The 24,085-nt window shown below is 66.0% G+C and carries 17 protein-coding genes, 1 tRNA gene and 1 pseudogene; 12 read left to right on the top strand and 7 right to left on the bottom strand.

The window, feature by feature from the left end; all coding sequences use genetic code 11:
* Positions 1-15: 15 nt before the first annotated feature.
* A tRNA-Pro gene (locus tag AC5RTS_RS13670) sits at positions 16-92 on the top strand.
* Positions 93-233: 141 nt separating this feature from the next.
* Here AC5RTS_RS13670 and AC5RTS_RS13665 read toward each other — a convergent pair.
* Positions 234-1,136, bottom strand: a complete 903-nt coding sequence (locus AC5RTS_RS13665) for a phosphoribosylaminoimidazolesuccinocarboxamide synthase (RefSeq protein WP_493992555.1) — start codon at positions 1,134-1,136, stop codon at positions 234-236.
* The gene (purD, locus tag AC5RTS_RS13660) at positions 1,133-2,458 is read right to left on the bottom strand and encodes a phosphoribosylamine--glycine ligase (protein ID WP_493992554.1); all 1,326 of its coding nucleotides are present in this window, start codon (positions 2,456-2,458) and stop codon (positions 1,133-1,135) included. Before purD ends, AC5RTS_RS13665 begins: the two co-directional genes overlap by 4 nt.
* 328 nt (positions 2,459-2,786) lie before the next feature.
* Between purD and AC5RTS_RS13655 the strand changes: the two genes are divergently transcribed.
* From AC5RTS_RS13655 to purM, 5 genes are read left to right on the top strand one after another with little or no spacing between them, the layout of a single operon-like run.
* Positions 2,787-3,791, top strand: a complete 1,005-nt coding sequence (locus tag AC5RTS_RS13655) for an asparaginase (RefSeq protein ID WP_493992553.1) — start codon at positions 2,787-2,789, stop codon at positions 3,789-3,791.
* Positions 3,792-3,795: 4 nt separating this feature from the next.
* The gene (locus AC5RTS_RS13650) at positions 3,796-4,158 is read left to right on the top strand and encodes a sterol carrier family protein (RefSeq protein WP_493992552.1); all 363 of its coding nucleotides are present in this window, start codon (positions 3,796-3,798) and stop codon (positions 4,156-4,158) included.
* Positions 4,159-4,167: 9 nt separating this feature from the next.
* Positions 4,168-4,512 (top strand): hypothetical protein, encoded by a 345-nt coding sequence (locus AC5RTS_RS13645; RefSeq protein WP_493992551.1) that lies wholly within the window; start codon positions 4,168-4,170, stop codon positions 4,510-4,512.
* Between the two features lie 50 nt (positions 4,513-4,562).
* On the top strand, positions 4,563-6,131 hold the full coding sequence (gene purF, locus AC5RTS_RS13640; protein ID WP_493992550.1) for an amidophosphoribosyltransferase: 1,569 nt from the start codon (positions 4,563-4,565) through the stop codon (positions 6,129-6,131).
* Entirely contained in the window at positions 6,128-7,249 is a 1,122-nt protein-coding gene (purM, locus tag AC5RTS_RS13635) for a phosphoribosylformylglycinamidine cyclo-ligase (RefSeq protein WP_493992549.1), read from the top strand. Before purF ends, purM begins: the two co-directional genes overlap by 4 nt.
* Positions 7,250-7,394: 145 nt before the next feature.
* On the opposite strand, the gene AC5RTS_RS13630 is transcribed toward purM, so the two are convergent.
* A complete protein-coding gene (locus AC5RTS_RS13630) occupies positions 7,395-7,628 on the bottom strand; it encodes a DUF3073 domain-containing protein (RefSeq protein ID WP_493992548.1) in 234 nt (77 codons plus the stop codon).
* A gap of 276 nt (positions 7,629-7,904) precedes the next feature.
* On the opposite strand from AC5RTS_RS13630, the gene AC5RTS_RS13625 reads away from it, so the two are divergent.
* Positions 7,905-9,962 carry a hypothetical protein gene (locus tag AC5RTS_RS13625; RefSeq protein ID WP_493992547.1) on the top strand — a complete coding sequence of 686 codons (2,058 nt, stop codon included), beginning with the start codon at positions 7,905-7,907 and terminating at the stop codon, positions 9,960-9,962.
* Positions 9,963-10,063: 101 nt separating this feature from the next.
* Here AC5RTS_RS13625 and clpB read toward each other — a convergent pair whose 3' ends face one another.
* Entirely contained in the window at positions 10,064-12,688 is a 2,625-nt protein-coding gene (gene clpB / locus AC5RTS_RS13620) for an ATP-dependent chaperone ClpB (protein ID WP_493992546.1), read from the bottom strand.
* A gap of 176 nt (positions 12,689-12,864) precedes the next feature.
* Positions 12,865-13,461 (bottom strand): SRPBCC domain-containing protein, encoded by a 597-nt coding sequence (locus AC5RTS_RS13615; RefSeq protein WP_493992545.1) that lies wholly within the window; start codon positions 13,459-13,461, stop codon positions 12,865-12,867.
* Between the two features lie 455 nt (positions 13,462-13,916).
* On the opposite strand from AC5RTS_RS13615, the gene betT reads away from it, so the two are divergent.
* The 4 genes from betT (at position 13,917) to AC5RTS_RS13595 (ending at position 21,135) form a co-directional block, all read left to right on the top strand.
* A complete protein-coding gene (gene betT / locus AC5RTS_RS13610; protein ID WP_493992544.1) occupies positions 13,917-16,025 on the top strand; it encodes a choline BCCT transporter BetT in 2,109 nt (702 codons plus the stop codon).
* Positions 16,022-17,506: an aldehyde dehydrogenase family protein gene (locus tag AC5RTS_RS13605; RefSeq protein WP_493992543.1), complete on the top strand. Its 1,485-nt coding sequence runs from the start codon at positions 16,022-16,024 to the stop codon at positions 17,504-17,506. Before betT ends, AC5RTS_RS13605 begins: the two co-directional genes overlap by 4 nt.
* Before the next feature lie 7 nt (positions 17,507-17,513).
* Positions 17,514-19,085 (top strand): GMC family oxidoreductase, encoded by a 1,572-nt coding sequence (locus AC5RTS_RS13600; protein WP_493992542.1) that lies wholly within the window; start codon positions 17,514-17,516, stop codon positions 19,083-19,085.
* A gap of 112 nt (positions 19,086-19,197) precedes the next feature.
* Positions 19,198-21,135 carry a penicillin-binding transpeptidase domain-containing protein gene (locus AC5RTS_RS13595; protein WP_493992541.1) on the top strand — a complete coding sequence of 646 codons (1,938 nt, stop codon included), beginning with the start codon at positions 19,198-19,200 and terminating at the stop codon, positions 21,133-21,135.
* 74 nt (positions 21,136-21,209) lie between these two features.
* Here AC5RTS_RS13595 and AC5RTS_RS13590 read toward each other — a convergent pair.
* Positions 21,210-21,605: pseudogene (locus AC5RTS_RS13590) on the bottom strand (YccF domain-containing protein); the annotation flags it as partial.
* 87 nt (positions 21,606-21,692) lie between these two features.
* On the opposite strand from AC5RTS_RS13590, the gene AC5RTS_RS13585 reads away from it, so the two are divergent.
* A complete protein-coding gene (locus AC5RTS_RS13585; protein WP_493992540.1) occupies positions 21,693-22,154 on the top strand; it encodes a pyridoxamine 5'-phosphate oxidase family protein in 462 nt (153 codons plus the stop codon).
* 96 nt (positions 22,155-22,250) lie between these two features.
* Here AC5RTS_RS13585 and AC5RTS_RS13580 read toward each other — a convergent pair whose 3' ends face one another.
* Complete coding sequence (locus AC5RTS_RS13580) at positions 22,251-23,864, bottom strand: DEAD/DEAH box helicase (protein ID WP_493992539.1); 1,614 nt, start codon at positions 23,862-23,864, stop codon at positions 22,251-22,253.
* Positions 23,865-24,085: the final 221 nt, after the last annotated feature.

The following is a 24,085-nucleotide window of genomic DNA, read 5'->3' as shown; positions in this document are numbered from 1 at the left end:
GGGAAACAATGGTTACGGGGTGTGGCGCAGCTTGGTAGCGCGCGTCGTTCGGGACGACGAGGTCGCAGGTTCAAATCCTGTCACCCCGACCAGCAAGGCTCCGGTCAGAGAAATCTGGCCGGGGCCTTTTGCGTTAATTCCGAAAGCAAAGGCAAAAGACAAAAGACAAAAGGGTGCCGCGGCTTTACGGCCGCGGCACCCCAACGCATCAGATTCCGGTTCCTACACGTGGCTCAGACGAACACCTCGCCGGTGAGCCGCTCATAGGCTTCCACGTAGCGCGCACGGGTGCGCTGCACGACGTCGTCCGGCAGCGCCGGCGGCGCGGCGTCTGAGGCCCTGTCCCAGCCTGAAGCGGGGGACGTGAGCCAGTCCCGGACGTACTGCTTGTCGAAGGACGGCTGGGCCTTGCCCGGGGAATACAGGGCCGCATCCCAGAAGCGCGAGGAATCCGGGGTGAGCACCTCATCGCCCAGCGTGACCTCGCCGGTTTCCGGATCCAGCCCGAACTCCACCTTGGTGTCCGCCAGGATGATGCCGCGCCCACGGGCAACGGCCTCCGCCCGGGTATAGATATCCAGGGTGAGCGTCCGCAGCTGCGCCGCGGTATCCGCCCCGACGGTTTCCTCCACGGCTTCGTAGGTGATGTTCTCGTCATGCTCCCCCTGCTCAGCCTTGGCCGAGGGAGTGAAGATGGCCGGATCAATCCGGGAACCGTCCACCAGTCCGGCGGGCAGCGGCAGGCTGCAGACCGTCTGCGAGGCCCGGTATTCCGCCAGGCCGGATCCGGTCAGGTAGCCGCGGGCAATGCACTCCACCGGATACATGTCCAGCTTTTTGCAGATCATTGCCCGCCCGGCCACCGCGTCCGGGATACCCTCCTGCGCGGAAATGACGTGGTTGGGGATTTCCCCCAGCTGGTCAAACCACCACAGGCTGAGCTGTGTCAGGATCCGGCCCTTGTCCGGAATGGTGCTGGCAAGCACATGGTCATAGGCGCTGATCCGGTCGCTGGCCACCACCAGCACCCGGTTTCCGGCGCCGTCATCCCCCGCCGGCACGTACAGATCCCGGACCTTGCCCGAGTAAACGTGCCGCCACCGCGGCAACTCCGCTGCCGTACCGATGCCGCTCATGCCAGGTCCTTCTCGCTCGGTGTATCCGCCAGTCCGGTACCGGCGCTTCCCCGGGGCACCTGCACTTCCCCTCGTGCGGCCTGCAGGGCAATGTCGGTGCGGTGCTGCGACCCTTCCAGGCTGATCAGGTCCACACCGGCATACGCCCGGTCCCTGGCCAGGGCCAGATCCTCGCCCATACCGACGACGGCGAGTACCCGGCCGCCGGCGCTGCGCACCTTGTCCTTCTCCAGCCGGGTGCCTGCATGCAGCACATGCACATCCTCCAGCCGGCCGGCCTTCTTCAAGCCGCGGATCCGGTCTCCGGTGCGGGGCGTGTCCGGATAGTTTTCCGCCGCTACGACTACGGCGACGGCGGGGCGCGGATCCCACTTCAGCTGTTCCATGGCATCCAGCTCACCCTTCGCCGCGGCCATCAGCAGACCGCCGAGCGGGGTTTTGAGCCGGGCGAGCACTGCCTGCGTCTCGGGATCCCCGAAACGGGCGTTGAACTCGATGACGCGTATGCCGCGGGTGGTCAGGGCCAGCCCGCAGTACAGGACCCCGACAAACGGGGTGCCGCGTGATGCCATTTCGTCGATGGTCGGCTGGGCTACGCGCCGCACCACGTCCTCCACCAGACCTGCCGGCGCCCAGTCCAGCGGCGAGTAGGCGCCCATGCCGCCCGTGTTGGGGCCGGCGTCGCCGTCGTAAATCCTCTTGAAGTCCTGGGCCGGGGCCAGGGGAACGGCGTGGCGGCCGTCGGAGAGCACAAAGAGGGACACTTCCGGGCCGTCCAGGAACTCCTCGATGACCACGCTTCCGCCGGCATCGAAGCAGGCCCGGGCATGGTCCAGCGCCTCGGCGCGGTCATCGGTAACGACAACGCCTTTGCCCGCAGCCAGCCCGTCGTCCTTGACCACGTAGGGGGCGCCGAAGGTGTCCAGCGCGTCTGCCGCTTCCTCCGGGGTGTTCGCTACGCGGGCCATGGCGGTGGGCACATTGGCCGCGGCCATGACCTGTTTGGCAAAAGCCTTGGAGGCCTCCAGCCGGGCGGCGGCCTTGGACGGGCCGAACACGGCGATGCCGGCCTCCCGCAGGGCGTCCGCAACGCCTGCGGCGAGCGGGGCTTCCGGGCCGATCACCACCAGATCGGATCCCAGCGAGGTGGCCAGTTCCGTTACGGCTTCGGGTGAAGCGGCATCGACGGGGTGCACGGGAACCAGCTCTGCAATACCTGCGTTGCCGGGGGCCGCGTGGACCTCCCGAACATAGGGATCAGCCAGAAGTGCTCGGACAAGGGCGTGTTCGCGGCCGCCGGGGCCAACAACGAGTACCTTCACAGTAGTTCAGGGTACTTGCTGGCCGGGACGGCCTGAAAGCACCGGCGCTTACATGACGCGGCCGCGCCGGACCGGGATCCGGCTACCTGCCCGCGACCGAATCCCGGGGTCCGCTCTTCCGTCGTTACAGGTATTTCCGGTTGTTAGGTACCTGCACGGCGCCGGAGCATTGCAGGTAGCCGGCAGGCAGTCCGATAGTGGAACTGCGGCCGCCGGCCCTGGGCGGCAGGGCACCGCGGGCGGGCGGGGGACGGCAGATCGACGGCGGTGCCGGGGCCGCCGTCGCCGGTTCGTCCCCCGCGGTCCGCCGCCCCTTAGACTGAATGACATGCCCGCAACCTTTACCGCATCCGACGCCGTTGAACTGGCCGTGCTCGAACGCAACGGCTTCATTGAATCCCGCCACATCGGTTCTGCCGTTGTGATGGCCGCAGACGGCACCGTGGTCACGGAACTAGGCGATATCACCGCACCCATCTTCCCGCGCTCCACCCTCAAGCCTTTCCAGGCGGTGGCTGCGATGCAGTCGGGGGTTCCGCTGCGCGGCCCGCAGGTGGCCCTGGCTGCTGCGAGCCATGTCGGTTCCCGCGAGCACATGGACGTGGTGCGGGGCATGCTTTCCGCCGCGGGTGTCACCGAGGGCCACCTGCAGTGCCCGGAGGACTGGCCGCAGGACACCGAAGCACGCAACGAACTCATCCGTGAGGGCAAGGGCCCCCAGCGGGTGGCCTTCAATTGCTCCGGCAAGCACGCCGCGTTCCTGTGGGCCTGCACCGAAAACAATTGGGATCACGCCACCTATCTGGACCCGGAGCACCCGTTGCAGCGCCGTATTGCCGAGGTGATCGAGGAGTTCACTGGCGAAAGCATCCGCCATTGGGCAGTGGACGGCTGCGGCGCCCCGCTGGCCGCGGTCTCCCTGACCGGGCTTGCCCGCGGTATCGGCCGGCTGGCCAAGGCACCTTCAGGCAAGCACGGCAACGCCCGCGCGGCAACGGTGGCTACCGCCATGCTTGACTACCCGTGGGCTGTCCATGGCCACGGCCGGGAGAATTCCATTGTGATGGAAGACCTGGGGATCATCGCCAAGAACGGAGCCGAAGGCGTCCTGGTACTGGGCACCGAGACAGGCGCGTCCGTGGCACTCAAGATCCTGGACGGAAACACCCGTGCCGCATCGCTGGTGGGCCTGACCCTGCTGGCTGCCAGCGGCGCCGTGGACCCGCTGGCCGTAGAAAAGGTCCTGAACAAAATTGTCCAGCCCGTCCTGGGCGGCGGACAGCCGGTGGGGAGCCTGCGGCTGGGCGCGCCCGTCACGGCGCTGCTGGGGTAGCCGGATGGCACGGCGCCGGATTTCCGCCGCGGATGGACGCGCGGCCCTGCAGTCAGTTCTTGCGGGCGGGGCGGACCGCAACACCACCGCCATGGCCGTACGGTACACGCTGGAGGAGCTCGCCGAGCGGGCTCCGGGCAACAGCGTGGAGGTCCGTGTCCCGCCCTTCGGCGTCACCCAGTGTGTGGCCGGACCGCGGCACACCCGCGGTACCCCGCCGAACGTGATCGAGACGGACGGCTCCACCTGGCTTGAATTGGTCACCGGGCGCCAGTCATGGGCTGCTGCGGTGCAGGCCGGGAAGGTGGCGGCGTCAGGCCTGCGTGCCGATTTGTCCGAGGTGCTTCCGCTGTTTCCCGGCCGGTAGAATCTACCTATGGTTTCCGAGCAGCACAGCCCCGAACGCCGCGAGATTACAGTCCGCCGCGCTCCCCGATTCGTCCCGTTCCTGGCGCTGGGCGTGATCGCCGGATTCATCGCTGCACTCTTCGTTGCCTACGGCGGCGACGAGGACCCGGGGTTCACCCGAGAGGCGACGCTTGGTTTCTTCACCATGATGTTTGCTATGCCAGGTCTGGTCCTCGGTGCCCTGACGGCACTGACCTTGGACTGGATCAGTGTCCGCAAGGCCCGCAGGGCGACCGTGGAAAGCATGGATGCCGACGCCCCGGACAGCGCCGCACCGCGGGAATCCGCCACCCCTGAAAAGCCGCAGCCGTAACGGTTGCGCACACAGGTGGTCCGGCTCACCTCGCGTGAGAGAATGCTTGCATGGCACGCGGAGACGGACAGCTTTCCCATGATCTATTGCCCGGCGAAAAAGGCCCACAGGATGCCTGTGGGGTCTTTGGAGTATGGGCCCCCGGCGAAGAGGTAGCGAAGCTTACCTATTACGGGTTGTACGCACTGCAGCACCGGGGCCAGGAATCGGCAGGCATTGCCACCAGCGACGGCACCCGCATCAGCGTCTATAAGGACATGGGCCTGGTCTCCCAGGTCTTTGATGAGACCACGCTGAACACCCTGCAGGGGCATATCGCGGTGGGTCACTGCCGGTACTCCACCACCGGGGCCTCCCATTGGGCGAATGCGCAGCCGACCCTCGGCGCCACTGCCAGCGGCACGGTGGCACTGGCCCACAACGGCAACCTGACCAACTCAGCGGAACTGTATGAACTGATCCTCGAACGCGAGGGCCGGCCGCGCAGCGGTGAGATTGCCCAGGGCAATACTTCCGATACTGCCCTCGTCACTGCGCTGCTCAACGGCAGCGACGGACGCTCGCTCGAAGACACCGCCATGGAGCTGCTGCCCAAGCTGCGGGGGGCCTTCTCGTTTGTCTTTATGGATGAGGGCACGCTCTACGCCGCGCGGGACACCTACGGAGTCCGCCCCCTGGTCCTCGGCCGGTTGGAACGCGGCTGGGTGGTGGCCTCCGAAGGGTCCGCCCTGGCAACGGTGGGCGCCAGCTTCATTCGCGAAATCAAGCCCGGCGAATTCATCGCCATTGATGATAACGGTGTCCGCAGCCGGACCTTCGGCGAGCCGACCCCGGCCGGCTGCGTCTTCGAGTACGTCTATCTGGCCCGCCCCGACGCGACAATCGCCGGGCGCTCGGTCTACGAATCCCGGGTGGAGATGGGCCGGCAGCTGGCCCGCGAAAACTCAGTCGACGCGGACATCGTGATTCCCGTCCCCGAGTCCGGAACCCCGGCCGCAGTGGGGTACGCCGAGGAATCCGGCATTCCGTTCGCCCACGGGTTCGTGAAGAACTCGTATGTGGGCCGGACCTTCATCCAGCCCAGCCAAACCCTGCGCCAGCTCGGCATCAAGCTCAAATTGAATGCCCTGGAATCGGTGATCCGCGGCAAGCGGGTGGTCGTCGTCGACGACTCGATCGTCCGCGGCAACACCCAGCGGGCCATCGTACGGATGCTGCATGAAGCCGGCGCCGTCGAAGTTCATGTAAAGATCTCCTCTCCCCCGGTGAAATGGCCCTGCTTCTACGGCATCGACTTCGCCTCGCGCGCCGAGCTGATTGCCAACGGTGCTGCGGTGGAGGAAATCTGCGCGTCCATCGGCGCCGACACCCTGGCCTACATTTCCGAAGACGGCATGATCGATGCCACCATGCAGCCGCGGGAGCGGCTGTGTACCGCCTGCTTTACCGGCGAGTATCCGATCGAGCTGCCCTCCGCTGACCGGCTCGGCAAGAACCTGTTGGAAGCGCAGGGTACGTCCAATCCCGCGGAGAGCGGCGGTGCTAACGGCTGCGATCCCGGGCCGGACAGCGAATTCGAGAACCTGCTTACCGATTCCGAAAAGAAAGAGGCCGTATGAGCGCCGCCCCTGACACCTCCATCACCTATGCCTCCGCAGGGGTGGACGTTGAAGCCGGAGACAAAGCCGTTGAACTGATGAAGGCAGCGGTGAAGGCCACGCACAATTCCTCGGTCCTGGGCGGAGTGGGTGGGTTCGCGGGCCTGTATGACGTCTCCCGCCTGCTGACCTATAAAAAGCCCCTGCTCGCTACGTCAACCGACGGTGTCGGTACCAAGGTGGCCATCGCGCAGGCCCTGGACATCCACGACACCATCGGGTTCGACCTGGTGGGGATGGTGGTGGACGACATTGTGGTGGTGGGCGCCGAGCCGCTGTTCATGACCGATTACATTGCCTGCGGCAAGGTGGTGCCGGACCGGATCGCCGGCATTGTCAGCGGCATAGCGGCAGCCTGCAAGGTCGCCGGTACCGCTCTGGTGGGCGGCGAAACCGCTGAGCACCCCGGCCTTCTCGGTGAACACGAGTACGACGTCGCGGGCGCAGCCACCGGTGTGGTGGAAGCCGACCGTCTTCTTGGCCCTGAGCGCGTGCGCCGCGGCGACGTGGTGATCGGCATGGCAGCCTCCGGCATCCATTCCAACGGCTACTCCCTGGTCCGCCGCGTGATCCACCACGCGGGCTGGCAGCTGGAACGGCAGGTCCCCGACTTCGGCCGCACGCTCGGTGAAGAACTGCTTGAACCGACCCGTGTCTACGCCGCGGACTGCCTGGACCTGGCCCGCCACGAGCCGGCCGGCGTGCATGGCTTCAGCCATGTCACCGGCGGCGGACTCGCGGCCAACCTCGCACGGGTCCTGCCCAAGGGCCTGCAGGCCACAGTGGACCGCTCCACGTGGGAGCTGCCTCCGGTCTTCAAGCTCATCGCCGAGCTGGGGAATGTGCCGCGGCCCGATCTGGAACGCACCCTGAACCTGGGCGTCGGGATGGCCGCCATTGTCGATGCCGCCGGAGCGGACGCAGCGCTGGCGCAACTCGCTTCCCGCGGTGTCCCGGCCTGGGTGATGGGCAGCGTCGGAGACGCCGAGGAAACCCCTGCCGGCTCGGACCCTGATTTCGTCCAGGGCGCCAAGGGCGTTGACGGCGGATCAGTGCGGCTGGTGGGCGACTACGCCTAACAACGGTAAACGCCCCGGACCGGCAGGCGGTCCGGGGCAGGATGCCGCTAGCAGGTCTGGGGAACCGGTGTTAACGACAATCAGCGGATCCACCCTAGGGTGATCCGCTGATTGCGTGGCAATTGGCCAACGTTTGAGGCTGCCGCTAGCTTATGCGGCGGTCACCCTCATCATCGTCTTCGTCGCCAAATTGATCCGCGTACTTATCCTCATACACTGAGTAGTCCGGCTCGGCCGGCTCCTCAGGGTATCGGCTCGATGGACGACTCGTGGGTCCTGAGAGCTCACGCTGGAGCGCCGAGTAGTCCGTGGCAGGGGTGAAGTACTTCATTTCCCGTGCCTGCTTGGTTGCTTTTGCCTTTTGACGGCCGCGCCCCATGGCGTGACCCCCTTTTTGCGTCGATCCGGAGGTGGGTCGTTCGGGCAGATGAACGAGGCCTCGGAATATTTGGTCAATTTGTCGTAAGTACAGGTTACATGTTTTCCCGCCGCCTTGTGCCCCCGGCACCCCGACAGGAGCTATTGCGCGACCACTTGGTGCGGCCCTCTGACACCCCTTTTCCTGCGCCTGCCCCCGGATATTGGCTAAAGTCGGGGGTAGAGACAGTTTTGGGGTGCTTCACGGCGCCACCTATAGGGAGGACAGGCGTTCACCATGAGCGATCAGAAAAATACACCGGGAGCGGATTCGCCGCCACCGGAGGAGGCCGGTTCGCCCACGGCCTTCCCAGATCTGAGCGCCCGGTCAGACTCCCCCGCCTGGCTCTCTGCGGACGGCAGCCACGACACCGGCCTATGGGAGCGAAGCTTCGAGAACCCGGACGGCGCTCCGGAGGAAGAGCCCGCCGCGGTTTCGGAGGAAGAGTCCGCCGGCAAGGGTACTGCGGATGACGGCAGCTCCCCCGCCGCGGCTCCGGCCGGCAGCACCGCTGCAGTACCCGCCTCCGCTTCGGCCGATGATGCGGCACCTATGCAGGAACCGGACCTCACCCCGGCCGACGACGTCGTGCTGCCGCCGGAACCGGTGGTCGTGGCACCCGAGGAACTGACGCTTGAAGAGCCCGCCCTGGCGGATCCGACCCTGAGCAGCGATGCAGTTGAGGCCGCTTCCCTGGACGAGGTCGTCTCCGAAGCCGCTGCCGTGGAGGCGAATGCCGCTGAAGCGGGAAGGCTTTCCGGGCTCGAACCGGCTCCGGCCGGTGCGGAAATCCAGGTGGGCACGGAAGCCGAAGCCGCCTCTGCTGACGTCTCGGCTGACGTTCCAGCCGGTGCAGACGATGCCAGCAACCCCGACGGCGACCGAGACACTGCCGCGGGTACCGACGATCCCGCCATTGAGTCCTCCGATGCTGCACCTGCCGACGATACGGCGGTCGAGACAGCGGACGAGACAGCGGATGATGTACAGGCAGCAGGGGATGCCCGGCCGGACACGGAACCGGACACGACCGACGCGGAACCGGACACGACCGACGCAGCCGACGTCACGGCAGCATCGGACGAAGATGCCGACGCAGCTGATGTCACCGGCGAGGCGGTTGAGGCGGACAGCGAAGCTGAGGGTGACCCGGAAGCATCCGTAGCGGCGGCCGACGGCGAACGAGCACAGGAAGCTGCTGCAGACACCGAGGCAGCCGACGGCGACACGTCAGACATCGAGGCAAGCGAGGCCGGCACCGAGGCCACGGAAGAAACACCGGCTGAAGACCCTGAGGCAGCAGACGCCGAAACGGCAGAGACCGCAGCCCCGGCCGAGGCGGACACCGAGGCCACGGAAGAAACACCGGTTGGAGCGCCCGAGGCAGCAGACGGCGAAGAGGAAGCTGCTGCAGACACCGAGGCAGCCGAGGCCGATAGCCCTCAAGCTGCAGAAGACGACACGGCAGGGACCGACGCTTCCACCGAAGCCGAAGACCCCGCGGGCAGCAAGGACGGCGACCCGGAAAATCACCCCTTACACGGAATTGCCGCCGCCGCGCCGGTAACCGGAGCCTTGCCCGAATCCGCCAAGGAGCAGGCCTCCGATGCACCAGGCGCCGAAGACACCACCACGGACTCAGCTGCTGCGGTTCCTGCCACAGGTGCGTTGCCGGCATCAGACACCCGCCGTTCCCGCCGGCTTGCCGAAAGCCAGGCGGCGGGCGCCACCGCCGTCCGACAGAACACAGCCAAAACAGCTTCCGGAACGTCCGGTTCCGGGACAGCACCCGGCTCGTCCGTGCAAGGTGAGGCCGCTAAGGGCAGCGGCAAGACCGGACGCAACACCCGCCTGGCCCTGATCCTCGGCGGAATTGTCCTGGCCGCCGTCATCGCGATTCTGCTCTTTGTGTTTGTCTTCAACGACAAGGGCGAAGGCGTGATCGAGGAGAACGTCAGCCCGGTGGATCTGGAAGCCGGAGCCTGCCTCCAGGACTGGGAAGACGTGAATTCCAAGGCCGACGTGGTCAGCTGCGACACCCCGCACGATGCCCAGCTGGTGGCCACGGACAACTTCCCCGAGGGGGATGCCTTCCCCGGCACCGCCGCCCTCGAAGACCGGGTCAATGAAGTCTGCGAGGCCGTGGAATACGCCGATGCCGCAAAGGGCTACCCTGACCTGAAGCTGACCAAGTCCATCCCCACCGAGCAGACCTGGTCCAACGGCGACCGGCGTGTTGACTGCTTCGTCTTCGCACCTGAAGGCCAGCAGCTCACCGAATCCCTGCTGCCCTAACCAGCCGGGGCAGAAACAAACACATGTATGAAAAGGGATGCACGGCGGTGATACCGCCGTGCAGCCCTTTTCTTTAAGTCAGCACTCCCCGCAACAGCCGGCTAGCCGACCGCAGCCACCGTCAGCCCGGTCTCGGCCACCAGGCCGTCACCGTCCAACCCGTCACCGGCACGGTCCACCAGCACCGTGTCACCGTCGCTGATCTTGCCGGCCAGAATGCCCCGGGCCAGTTTGTCGCCGATCTCCCGCTGCACCAGGCGGCGCAGCGGCCTGGCGCCGTACGCCGGATCGTAGCCGGTAAGCCCCAGCCATTCGCGGGCCGCGTCGGTGACATCCAGCACCAGCCGGCGCTCGTGCAGCCGGGCAGCAAGCGCCCGGACCTGGATGTCGACAATCCGGGTCAGATCCTCCAGGCTCAGCGGATCAAACAGGATGACATCATCCAGGCGGTTAAGGAATTCCGGCTTGAAGTTGGCGTTGACCATGGCCATCACCGATTCCCGCTTCTGGTCCTCGTTCAGGCCCGGGTCCACCAGGAATTGGGAGCCGAGGTTGGAGGTCAGGATCAGGATGACGTTCCGGAAATCCACTGTCCGTCCCTGCCCGTCCGTCAGCCGTCCGTCGTCGAGCACCTGGAGCAGGATGTCGAAGACGTCCGGATGGGCCTTCTCCACTTCGTCCAGCAGGATCACGGAATAGGGCCGGCGGCGCACCGCTTCCGTGAGCTGGCCGCCCTCTTCATATCCCACGTATCCGGGGGGAGCTCCGACTAGGCGGGAGACGGCATGCTTCTCCGAGTACTCGCTCATATCGATGCGGACCATGGCCCGCTCGTCATCAAAGAGGAAGTCTGCGAGCGCCTTGGCAAGTTCGGTCTTGCCGACGCCGGTGGGGCCCAGGAAGAGGAAGGAGCCGGTGGGGCGGTCCGGGTCGCTGACGCCGGCCCGCGACCGGCGTACAGCGTCCGATACCGCAGCCACGGCCTTGGTCTGGCCGATCAGCCGCGACCCGAGGGCTTCTTCCATGTCCAGCAGCTTCTGGGATTCGCCCTGCAGCATCCGCCCTGCGGGAATACCGGTCCAGGCTGAAACCACTTCGGCAATGTCATCCGCCGTGACCTCCTCGGAGACCATCAGCTCCTGGGCTTCATCGCCGTATTTACTCGCCTCTGCCTGCTGGGCCGCTTCAAGTTCCTTCTGAAGGGCGGGAATCTCCCCGTACAGGATCCGTGACGCCTCGGTAAGATCGCCGTCACGCTGGGCCTTTTCCGCAAGGCTGCGCAGCTCATCGACCTTGGCCTTCAGGTCGCCGACCCGGTTCAGGCCGGCCTTCTCGGCCTCCCAGCGGGCGTTGAGGGCCGCCAGCTGTTCCTTCCGGTTGGCCATGTCCTCACGCAGTACTTCCAGCCGTTCGATGGACGCCTGATCGGTTTCGTTGGCCAACGCCAGCTCTTCCATGGTCAGCCGGTCCACCGCACGGCGCAGTTCATCGATTTCCTCCGGAGCGGAATCGATTTCCATCCGCAGCCGGGAAGCGGCCTCATCCACCAGGTCAATGGCCTTGTCCGGCAGCTGGCGCCCGGTGATGTAGCGGTTGGACAGGGTGGCCGCGGCCACCAGAGCCGAATCCGCAATGGCAACCTTGTGGTGTGCCTCGTAGCGTTCCTTAAGTCCCCGGAGGATGCCGATAGTGTCCGGCACGCTGGGCTCGCCCACGTAGACCTGCTGGAAACGGCGTTCGAGGGCTGCGTCCTTCTCGATGTTCTCCCGGTACTCGTCCAGGGTGGTGGCGCCGATGAGCCGCAGCTCACCGCGCGCCAGCATCGGCTTGAGCATGTTGCCGGCGTCCATGGAGCCCTCGGCCGCACCGGCTCCCACCACGGTGTGCAGCTCGTCGATAAAGGTGACAATCTGCCCTTCGGCGCTGGAAATCTCTTCGAGCACAGCCTTGAAACGTTCTTCGAACTCACCGCGGTATTTGGCGCCGGCCACCATGGATCCCAGGTCCAGTGACAGCAGGGTCTTGCCGCTGAGCGATTCCGGCACGTCGCCGGCCACAATGCGCTGGGCCAGCCCTTCAACGACGGCGGTCTTGCCGACACCGGGTTCGCCGATGAGCACCGGATTGTTTTTGGTCCGGCGGCTCAGGACCTGGATGACGCGGCGGATCTCCGCATCCCGGCCGATCACCGGGTCCAGCTTGCCCGAACGGGCCATCTCGGTCAGGTCTGTACTGAATTTCTCCAGGGCCTGGAAGGTGTTCTCCGGGTCGGCGTTGGTCACTTTACGATCTCCTCTTACGGATGGAAGCACGGCGATGAGGGCATCATGGCCCGCGTTGTTCTCCCGCAGGACCTTGCCCGCCGGCCCGCTGTCGAGGGACAGCCCGAGCAGCAGGTGCTCGGTGGAGACGAAGGCATCCCCCAGCTGTTCTGCTTCCTGCTGGGCGGCGTTGATGACCTGGAGCAGCGGCCGGGAGAACTGCGGCTGGGCGACTGAGGAGCCGGAGGACGAGGGCAGCTGATGGATCGCGCTGCTGGCGCCGGCGCTGACCGTGTCCACGTTGACCCCGGCGGCCTTGAGCAGGGCGACGGCGACACCCTGCCGCTGGTCCATCAGCGCTTTGAGCAAATGGGAGGGTTCGATCTGCGGATTGCCGGCGGTGTTCGCGTTCATGGCCGCAGCCGAGAGCGCTTCCTGGCTCTTATTCGTGAATTTGGTGTCCACGGTGGCTCCTCAAAACCTGGGCAGATTCAGCTTTAGCGATGCTGTTCTAACAAAGTTGAGTCTAGGCAGCTCAACTTTGAAAGTAAAGTTATCCACAGCGAAATCAATGGCATCGCGGGAGCTTTGCCGATGCGCTCCGCCCCCGCTCATTCCCCCGTTTCATCCCGCTCCGGACGCTAAAGGACATGCTCCTGCTCAAAGTCATCGGCCGCGCGCCGCCACCGCGCATTGCGCGCCTCGAAGAGCTCACCCATCGCGGCGTCGGGACTCAGGTCCGGCATCAGGCCCAACACCTCTTCGGGTATCCGCCCCTCCACATACTCTTCCAATTGGTCCAGGAAGTACTCCCAGCCTGCCCCTCCGGTCCACAGCCCACCGACGGGATCGGCAGTGAGGGCAAAACCCTTGCGCACTGATGCGTAGCGCAGTTCAATCCGCGTCCGGCTGTCCTCCGCCGCCAACCTGAACTCCAGTTCCGCGGGGCGCCTGCCCTCCCGGACCCAGGACACGGTCAGCAGGCGGGGAGCATCGCAGCGCAGGACGTCACCGTGGGAACCATCGGGGAGGTTCCAGGAACCGCCCCGGCGAAGGTCCCCTTCCGGAGCACCCAACCACTGGCCCACCCGTTCCGGGGCAGTCAGGGCGGACCACACTTCGCCTATCGGCCAGCCGATCTCCCGCACCATGACCACCATGAGCGCGTGGCCGGCCTGAATTTGCCGGCGACCCATGGAGCGTTCCGTTTTGTCCAGAATCATGTCCAGATCGGACATCCGCCCACTCCTCTTTAGAACAACCCGCAACCGCCCCGGGCCCCGTATCAGCCGTCGACGCCGACAGGCTGATCAGTCGGAATCCCCCGTGCAGGCGGGTTGTGGCGTTGGCCACATTGCGCCATTTCCAAAAAACGGTAGCAGGGAAAGCAGGGCATGCACAGGGTTCACCGGCCGCGGGGAGCCCGCCCGTCCGCGGCTGCAGTGGAGCTCCGCGGCAGCCCGTGCTCAGCCCGCACCCTGCCGAATGTGACCCATATCAAAAGAATCGAGGGGGCACTGAGGGCTTTGATAGATTCGAAAATGCCTCCGGATGTGCTTCGCCTGCGCCGCCGCCGCCGTGAGCCCTGCCGCACAGCTGCTGCAGGCCGGTTCGCTGCCGCGGCCGCATTCAGCGCCTCCCGGCTGCCGGAGAGCCTCTACAACTCCAAAGCAACCCGAAGGATTGACCCCCCATGAGCAAACTTGCGGAACCGGAGACAGCGGACACCGCCGTACCGCGAACCCGGGTAAACAAGACGGTCTTCATCGGTTCCGCTACCGGAATCCTTGCCATTGCCCTGTGGGCCATGGTCTCCACCGCGAGCGCTGAGACGGTCATCGGATCCATGGTGGGTTGGGTTTCGAAGAACATGGGCTGGTACTACTTCCTGGTGGTCAGCCTCGTTGTAATTTTCGTGCTGGTTACGGCCCTGACGCGAGTCGGCAAGACCAAGCTGGGCCCGGACCATTCCAAACCGCAGTTCGGTGTTTTCACCTGGGCCTCCATGCTCTTCGCGGCGGGTATCGGCATTGACCTGATGTTCTTCTCGGTTTCGGAACCGGTCACCCAGTACCTGGCGCCTCCCACCGGAGACGGCTCCACTGCTGAGGCTGCCCGGCAGGCCCTGGTATTGACGCTGTTCCACTACGGCATCACCGGATGGGCGCTCTACGCGCTGATGGGCCTGGCCCTGGGCTACTTCGCCTACCGGCACAACCTGCCCCTGAGCATCCGGTCGGCGCTGTATCCAATCTTCGGCAAGAAAATCGACGGCCCCCTGGGCCACGGCGTGGATATTGCCGCCCTGCTCGGCACCATCTTCGGCATCGCCACGTCGCTGGGCATCGGCGTCGTCCAGCTGAACTACGGCCTGAGCTTTATGTTCGGACTGCCCGAAAACCTGACCGTACAAATCGCACTGATTGCCCTGTCCGTGGTGATGGCCACCGTATCCGTGGTTTCCGGCGTCGAAAAGGGCATCCGGCGGCTGTCCGAGCTCAACGTCATCCTCGCCATCTGCCTGATGCTGTTTGTGCTCATTGCGGGCAAGACAAACTTCCTTCTCGACGGCATTGTGCAGAACATCGGCGACGTCCTGAGCCGCTTCCCCGCCATGACCATGGACACCATGGCCTATGACCGCCCGGATGCGTGGCTCAGTTCCTGGACGTTGTTCTTCTGGGCCTGGTGGATTGCCTGGGCTCCGTTTGTCGGTCTTTTCCTGGCCCGGATTTCGCGCGGCCGCACCATCCGCGAGTTCGTGCTGGGCACCATGATTGTGCCCTTCGCCTTCATCCTGCTGTGGATCTCCATCTTCGGCAATTCCGCCCTGGAACTGGTCATGGGCGGCAACGCGGCGTTCGGCGAAGTGGCCATGAACCAGCCCGAACGGGCGTTCTACGGACTGCTGGAACAATACCCCTGGGCGCCCGCCACCGCGGCCATCGCCACCTTCACCGGGTTGCTCTTCTACGTGACGTCCGCGGACTCCGGCGCGCTGGTCATGGCCAACTTCACCTCACATCTGAAGGACGCGGATTCCGACGGCCCGAAGTGGCTGCGGGTTTTCTGGGCCGTGGTGACGGGCCTGCTCACCCTGGCCATGCTGATGGTCGGCGGGGTGACCACCCTGCAGAACGCCACCATCATCATGGGCCTGCCGCTGTCCATCCTGCTGCTGTTCATCATGCTCGGCGTCTACAAGGCGCTGCGGGTGGAGAACTCCCTGACGGACAGCTACCGCGCCTCGCTGCCCAACATCATTGCCGGCCGCAGCCTGGACACACGCAGCGGGCGCAGCTGGCGGCAGCGGCTCTCCCGCGTCATGACCTACCCCGGCCCACGGCAGGCAGAACGGTTTATCCAGACCGTCGCCCGGCCTGCCCTGCAGGAAGTCCACGACGAGCTCAAGGAGCGCGGCGCCGACGTCGTGCTCTGTGAAGGCGAGGCGGCACCGCACGGCATCCATCACCTGGACCTGCAGGTGGGGATGGCCGAGGAACGCATTTTCAAATACCAGATCTACCCCGTGCAGTACGACACCCCGTCCTACGCCACCAATGCGTCGACGGACAGCAAGTACTTCCGCATGGAGGTCTTCTCCCTTGAGGGCAGCCACGGCTACGACCTCATGGGCTACACGAAGGAACAGGTCATCACCGATGTCCTGGACCACTACGAGACCCACCTGGAGTTCCTGCACCTCAACCGTGAGGTGCCGGGCAATACCTCCATCGCGGAGGACCAGGTTCCGAAAGACAACTGGGAAGCTGACTTCGTCAGCGAGGAGGAACGAGCATGACAACGGCTACTTTGTTCATCGACGGAGCATGGGTGCCCGCATCCGACGGCGGCATCCGTGAAATCCACAACCCGGCCGACGGCGAGTTCGTCGCAGCTGTCTCGGAGGCGACCCGGGAAGACACCGAACGCGCCATCGCCGCAGCCAAGGCCGCCTGGGAACGCGGGGAATGGTCCTCCGTGCCGGCTCCGGAGCGCGGCGACTTCCTGCTGAAAGTTGCAGCGCGGCTGCGCGAGCGGAAGGACGAATTCGCCCGCGCGGAGACGCTGGACACCGGCAAGCGCCTGGTGGAGAGCGAAATCGACATGGATGACATCGCTGCCTGCTTCAGCTACTTCGGGAAGATCGCCGCGTCCAACGCCGGCCGGATGGTGGACGCCGGCAACAACGACGTCGTCAGCCGGATCGAGTACGAACCCGTCGGCGTGTGCGGGCTGATCGCCCCGTGGAACTACCCGCTGCTGCAGGCGGCCTGGAAGATCGCACCTGCCTTGGCGGCCGGCTGCACCTTCATCCTGAAGCCCTCCGAGCTGACCCCGCACACCTCCATCCTGATGATGCAGGTGCTCGAAGAGCTCGGGCTGCCCCGCGGCGTCGCCAACCTGGTGCTCGGCGCCGGAGCAGTGGCTGGCGCTCCCCTGGCCGAATCCCCTGACGTGGACCTGGTCTCCTTCACCGGCGGCGTGGCCACCGGCAAGGTGATTGCCGGCGCCGCGGCCAAGACGGTGAAAAAGGTCGCCCTGGAGCTGGGCGGCAAGAACCCGAACGTGATCTTTGCCGACGCCGACTTCGACGCAGCACTCGACAACGCCCTGAACGCTGCCTTTGTCCACTCCGGCCAGGTCTGCTCTGCCGGTGCCCGGCTGCTGGTGGAGGAACCGATTGCCGAACGCTTCGTGGACGAGCTGGTGCGCCGTGCCGAAATGATCCGGATGGGCGGCCCCTTCGACGAAAAGGCCGAAACCGGGCCGCTGATCTCCGCCGCACACCGCGACAAAGTCACCGCCTACGTCAACAAGGCCGTGGAAGAGGGCGCCCGGATCCGCTGCGGCGGCACCTGGGGCACCGGGGAACTGGAGAAGGGCTTCTACTACGCCCCCACCGTGCTGGACAACGTCAAGCGCGGCAGCTCCGCCCTTCTGGATGAGGCCTTCGGCCCGGTGGTGACGGTTGAGACGTTCAACGGTGAGGAAGAGGCCGTGGAACTAGCCAATGACACCGATTACGGGCTGGCAGGCGCCGTCTGGACGCAGGACGCCGGCAAGAGCCAGCGCGTGGCACGGCGCATGCGGGCCGGCACGGTCTGGATCAACGACTTCCACCCGTACCTGCCGCAGGCCGAATGGGGCGGCTTCGGCGCCTCCGGCATCGGCCGCGAGCTGGGCCCCACGGGACTGGGCGAATACCAGGAAGCCAAGCACATTTACCACAACATCAACCCCCAGGTGACCGGTTGGTTCACCGACCACGGAAAGGGCTAGCACTTCAATGGCTGACAAGACGGAATTCGACTACATCGTGGTCGGCGGCGGGTCCGCCGGCGCGGCTGTAGCGGCCCGCCTGAGCGAAGATCCCGACGTCGAGGTGGCACTGGTCGAGGCCGGACCGGATGACCGCGGGCTCGATGAGATCCTGCAGCTGGACCGCTGGATGGAGCTCCTGGAATCCGGCTACGACTGGGATTACCAGATTGAACCGCAGGAAAACGGCAACTCCTTTATGCGCCACGCCCGTGCCAAGGTCATGGGCGGCTGCTCCAGCCACAACTCCTGCATCGCCTTCTGGGCGCCCCGCGAAGACATTGACGAGTGGGAAACCAAGTTCGGCGCCGAGGGCTGGAACGCCAAAATGGCCTGGGAGCTGTACCGGAAGCTTGAGTCCAATGAGGACGCCGGCCCGGATGCGCCCCATCACGGCGATTCCGGTCCCGTGCACCTGATGAACATCCCCGCCAACGATCCCTGCGGCGTCGCCCTGCTGGACGCCTGCGAGCAGTCCGGCATCCCGCGGGTTAAGTTCAACACCGGGGAAACCGTGATCAACGGTGCCAACTTCTTCCAGATCAACCGCCGTGCCGACGGAACCCGTTCCTCCTCCTCCGTCTCCTACATCCACCCGATCATGGAGCGGAAGAACTTCACCCTGCTCACCGGGTACCTCGCCAAGGAACTGACCTTCGACGACGCGAACCGCTGCACCGGCGTCGACGTCGTTGACAACCCGTTCGGCCGTGCCAAGCACCTGGGTGCCCGGCGGGAGGTCATTGTCTCCGCCGGAGCCATCGATTCCCCGAAGCTGCTGATGCTCTCCGGCATCGGCCCCAAGGAACACCTGGAGGAGCGCGGTGTTCAGGTCCGGGTGGATTCCCCCGGCGTCGGGGAGAACCTGCAGGACCACCCGGAGGGCGTGATCCAGTGGGAGGCGAAGAAACCGATGCCCGAAACCTCCACCCAGTGGTGGGAAATCGGCATCTTCACCCCCACGGAAGAGGGCCTGGACCGTCCCGACCTGATGTTCCACTACGGGGCGGTGCCGTTTGACATGCACACCCTGCGCCACGGCTACCCCACGACGGAGAACGGTTTCTGCCTGACTCCGAACGTCACCCATGCCCGTTCCCGCGGCACGGTGCGGCTGCGGAGCCGGGACTTCCGGGACAAGCCGATGGTGGATCCGCGCTACTTCACCGACCCGCACGACATGCGGGTCATGGTGGCCGGCATCAAAAAGGCCCGCGAGATCGTAGCCTCCCCCGCCATGGCGGAATGGGCCGGCGAGGAACTGTACCCGGGCAAGGACGTGCAGACGGACGAGCAGATCACCGAGTACATCAAAAAGACGCACAACACCGTCTACCACCCGGCCGGCACCGTGCGCATGGGCTCCGCTGATGATCCGATGGCTCCGCTTGACCCGCAGCTGCGGGTCAAGGGAGTCACCGGGCTGCGGGTGGCCGATGCGTCGGCGATGCCTGAACTGGTGACCGTCAACCCGAACATCACCACCATGATGATCGGCGAGCGCTGCGCGGAACTGTTGAAGGCCGACCGCACCGCCTAACCCTTCCCCTGCAGTAACGCTGCAGTAACAAAGGGCGGCCGGAGGGTTTCCGGCCGCCCTTTGTGCGTGTCAGCGGCCCTGTCCCGCTGCCCGGCACGGGTAGCCTGTGCGGATGGGGAAAAACCGTGCCGCCGTTTCCGTACTCACCGCTGCCCTGGCCTTCAGCCTGGTGTCCTGTTCCGCCGACAAACCCGCTCCGGACGACACCGCCGCCGAGCTGGCCCGCGGACTGGCGGAGGCCGATGTCTCGGCGTCGGCCTTCACGGTTGGCACGCCCGAGCAGGTGAACACCGAGCTGGAAACCCTGCTGGCGGGCATGGGCCCGGTCCGTCCCGCGGTGACAGTGGCCGGAGTGGACGAGGATCCCGAGGACGACGACGCCGCCACCGCCAAGCTGGCATATGCCTGGGACATCAACGGCGACTCAACCCCCGACTGGAATTACGAGAGCACCGCCCAGCTGCGCCGCGGCGACGACGGCGCCTGGCTCGTGGAGTGGGCACCTTCAGTCCTCTTCGATTCGCTGCAGGACGGCGATCGGCTGGTCCGCACCGCGAATGCCCTGAACCCCCGGGCAGACATCCTGGACCGCAACGGGCAACCCCTGATGGGCGCCCGGCCCGTACTCCGGATCGGCATCAACAAACCCGATGTGCCGGCCGGACTGCAGGCTTCCTCCGCCGCTGCCCTCGCCGAGCTGGCCGGTTTGGATCCGGCCGCCTACACCGCACAGGTCGAGGCCTCCGGGCCCGAGGCCTTCGTGGAAGCCATCGTCCAGCGGGCGGAAGCGGAAGGCCCGGTCACAACAGCCGACGTCGACGCCATTCCCGGCGCAGTGGCCCTGCCGGCGGAACGGATCCTGGCACCCACCCGGGACTTTGCCCGGGCCACCCTGGGGACTGTGGGCGAAGCCACCGCGGAACTGATCGAGAAGTCCGAAGGCCGGTTGGCAGCCGGCGACTCTACCGGGCTCTCCGGATTGCAGCAGCAGTATGACGACCAGCTGCGGGGCAGGGACGGGGTGGAAATCACGGTGGAAAGCGCCGACGGCGCCAGCACCAGTGTGATGACCCTTGACCCCGAACCCGGCACCGATGTGCAGACGACTCTCGACCCGGGCCTGCAGACGCTCGCCGAATCCGTCCTGGCGGATGAGCCGTCGGCGTCGGCCATCGTTGCCATCCAGCCCTCCACCGGTGAGATCCTCACGGTCGCCAACGGTCCCGGCAGTGAAGGCCAGCAGACGGCCCTGTTGGGCCAGTACCCGCCCGGTTCCACGTTCAAGACCGCGACGGCGCTGGCCATGCTGCGCACCGGCGCCACTGAGGAGACCACCGTGCAGTGTCCGGCCGAACTCACCGTGGACGGCCGCAGGTTCGCCAACGTGCCCGGTTATCCTGCGGCTGCGACCGGCAGCATTCCGCTCCGGACGGCGTTCGCCAATTCCTGCAATACCGCGTTCCTGAATGCACGTGAGAGCGTGTCCCAGCAGAACCTCGCCTCCGCAGCAGCGGACCTGGGCATAGGCGTTGAGGCGTCCATCGGCACGCCGGCCTTCTTCGGTTCTGTTCCCGCCGAAGCGGAGGGAACCGCCCATGCGGCGTCGTTGATAGGCCAGGGCGAAATCCTCGTCAGCCCGCTGGCAATGGCCGTGGCCGGTGCCTCCATCGGTGCCGGTGAACGCGTTGCCCCCATCCTGATCCGCACCAATACGGCCGACGGCGCCGCCTCCCCCTCCCCCGACACCTCGTCATCCCCGGCTGCGCCGGGGAACCTCACTCCGGCCGAGGCCGAGTCCCTGCAGCAGATGATGCGGGCCGTGGTCACCGAGGGCGGCGTGCAGATGCTGGGAGAGGTACCCGGGGATCCGGTGCTGGCCAAGACCGGCACCGCCGAATTCGGCAGCGAGGATCCGCCCCAGACCCATGCCTGGGTGCTGGCCATCCAGGGTGATCTGGCCGTGGCGGTCTTCGTGGAACAGGGCGAACGCGGCTCCACCTCGGGCGGACCGCTGATGAAGGCATTCCTGGAAGGTGTACCGCGGGGCTAGTACTGTCCCGGCTGCCGGTACTGTCCGGGCACCGTCCGGCCGCTATACCCCGGCTGCCGGTACGCGTTGCCGGCGTAGGGGGTGATCTGCCAGGTATCCGTGGGCACTATGACCTTTCCCAGCGGCATGAGGGAGATAGGCACCATCTTCAGGTTCGCGATTCCCAACGGGATGCCCACAATGCTGACGAACATCGGGATGGCGGTCACCACATGGCCGATGGCAATCCAGATCCCTGCCAGCAGCAGCCAGATGATATTGCCGACCAGGCTCAGCGGACCGGTAAATCCTCCGCGGTCCACCACTGTCCGGCCGAAGGGCCAGAGCGCGTAATTGGCGATCCGGAAGGAGGCGATGCCGAACGGAATGGTCACGATCAGCAGGCAGCACAGCACCCCCGCCAGCGCATACCCGAGGGCCAGCCAGATACCGCCGAACAGAAGCCAGATGACATTCAGGATCGCTTTCATTTCCCCATTCTTCTCCACCGGCCATTGTTAAGCCACGGGCGGTGGACTGCTTGGCCGCGCCGGTGCCCTCTGGCCTAGACTGGCGGCATGCCGACCTCCGAAGAAGCCACCGCAGACCAACTCACTTCCAACCAGTGCTGGGACTACATCCGGCGGGCACAGTTCGGCCGGCTGGCCGTCATTGTGGACGGGCAGCCGGAGATTTTCCCGGTCAACGTTGCCGTGGACCATGGCAGCGTAGTGTTCCGCACCGCCGCGGGAACCAAGCTTTCCGGCGCCCTGTCCGGCAATACCGTCGCCTTCGAAATCGACGGCTATGACGACAACCTTTCCTCCGCCTGGAGCGTGGTCCTCAAGGGCACCGCGTCCCTGCTGACGGACAACGAGGAGATCCTGGCCTCCGAGGAGCTTCCTCTGTTCCCCTGGCAGACGGGTACCAAGAACGCGTTCGTGCGGATTGATCCGGAGGTGACCTCCGGACGGCGGTTCATCATCTCCAATGCCGCACGCCGCAACGTCCTGCGCGGAATGGGCCTGTACACCGAGTAGGCGGGGCTGCAGCCCGGATCCAACACTAAAGGCGCCGCATCCTCTGGATGCGGCGCCTTTCATGTGCCGGTACTTAGCGCACCGTCAGGACGTCTTTTAGCGCGAGCGGCGCTCATTGGACGCCGGGGCACTGGCGCGGCGGGAACCGGCGGCACGTGCCGGACGGCCGGCGGCTCCTCCGGAACGCTGGCCTGCTCCTGCACCTTCAGCGCGCTGGCCGGTGGCGGGACGGCGGTTGCGTCCGGATGCAGTGGCGGCTCCGGCGCTTGTCCGGCGGCCTTCCACGGCGCGGGCCGGGCGCTGGGTGCGTGCGCCGTCGCCGGCTGCTGCGCGGTCATTGCGTTCGCTGCGGTCCATCCGCTCGGGGCGTTCGGCGGAGACGCGTCCGCGCCCGCCGTTGCCGCCGCGGCCGCCGGCGCGGGGTGCACCGGTGCCCCGGGCTGCGCGCTTGCGCTGGGCGTTGGCGCCGGTGGAGCGGCCGCCGCCCTGCTGCGGGGACTTGGCGGCCAGCTGTGCGGCGCGGACGTGCGGTTCCACTACGGCAGCCCGCTCACCGATGAGCTTGGCGATCGAGGGTGAGTTGTGGCTGACCTTCTCAATGGAGACATCGACACCGGCCGCCTTCATCAGCTTGGAGACCTCGCTCTTCTGCTCCGGAAGGGTCAGGGTCACTACGGTGCCGTCGGAACCGGCACGGGCGGTGCGGCCCGAGCGGTGCAGGTACGCCTTGTGCTCCGTGGGCGGATCGATGTGGACCACAAGCTCCACGTCATCCACGTGCACGCCGCGGGCGGCGACGTCGGTGGCCACCAGGACGCGGACGTCGCCGGAAGCGAATTCGGCCAGGTTCCGGTCGCGGGCATTCTGGGACAGGTTGCCGTGCAGGTCCACCGTCGGGATGCCGCTGTCCGTGAGGAACTTGGCCATCTTGCGGGCGTGGTGCTTGGTGCGCATGAACATGATGCGCCGGCCCTGGCCGGAAGCCAGTTCCTTGACCAGGAGCTTCTTGGCGGTCTGGTCCTGGACCAGCAGTACGTGGTGCTCCATGGTGGAGACCGCTGCCTGCGGCTCATCCACGGAGTGCGTCAGCGGGTTCGACAGGTAACGGCGGACCAGCTTGTCCACGCCGTTGTCCAGCGTGGCGGAGAACAGCATCCGCTGGCCCTTTTCCGGGGTGCGGTCCAGCAGGCGCTGGACCACCGGCAGGAAGCCGAGGTCGGCCATGTGGTCGGCCTCGTCCAGCACGGTGATTTCCACGGATTCCAGGCTGATGACCTTCTGCTTCATCAGGTCTTCGAGCCGGCCGGGGCAGGCGATGACAATGTCAACGCCGGCTTTCAGTGCCTTTTCCTGGCGCTGCTGGGAGACGCCGCCGTAGATCACGGTGGTGTTCAGGCCCAGTTCCTTGGCCAGCGGCTCAATGACGTTGTTGATCTGGGTGGCCAGTTCACGGGTGGGTGCCAGGACCAGGCCCAGGGGACGGTTCGGGCGGCGGCGGTAGGCTGCCTCGTTCTCGGCCAGCCGGGTAACCAGCGGCAGCGAGAAAGCGAGGGTCTTGCCGGAGCCGGTGCGGCCGCGGCCCAGGACGTCGCGCCCCTTGAGAGTGTCCGGGAGGGTCTCCACCTGGATGGGGAACGGCTCAGCGATTCCGGCAGCGGCGAGGGAGGAGACAAGTGCCTTGGGCACGCCAAGGGCAGCAAAAGTAGTCATTAAAAGACAGGCAACTTTCGGTAAGTGGCCCCCAACACCGTTTGGGCCGGGGGTTCGCCGAAGAAAAGTCAGACAGTGTCGACCGCACTAACAGGCGGGACAAAAGAAAGCGTTCATCGACGCAGGCTGGACTGCTTACACACACGGTTTTTACGCCGTGGCAGGACCAACATCTCCCACCAGCTTACCTGTTGGGGTGTACTTTCCTAATTTGCCGGCCT

This window comes from Arthrobacter sp. MDT1-49-2 (genome assembly GCF_059090185.1).
This window is presented reverse-complemented; position numbering and strand designations above follow the sequence as displayed.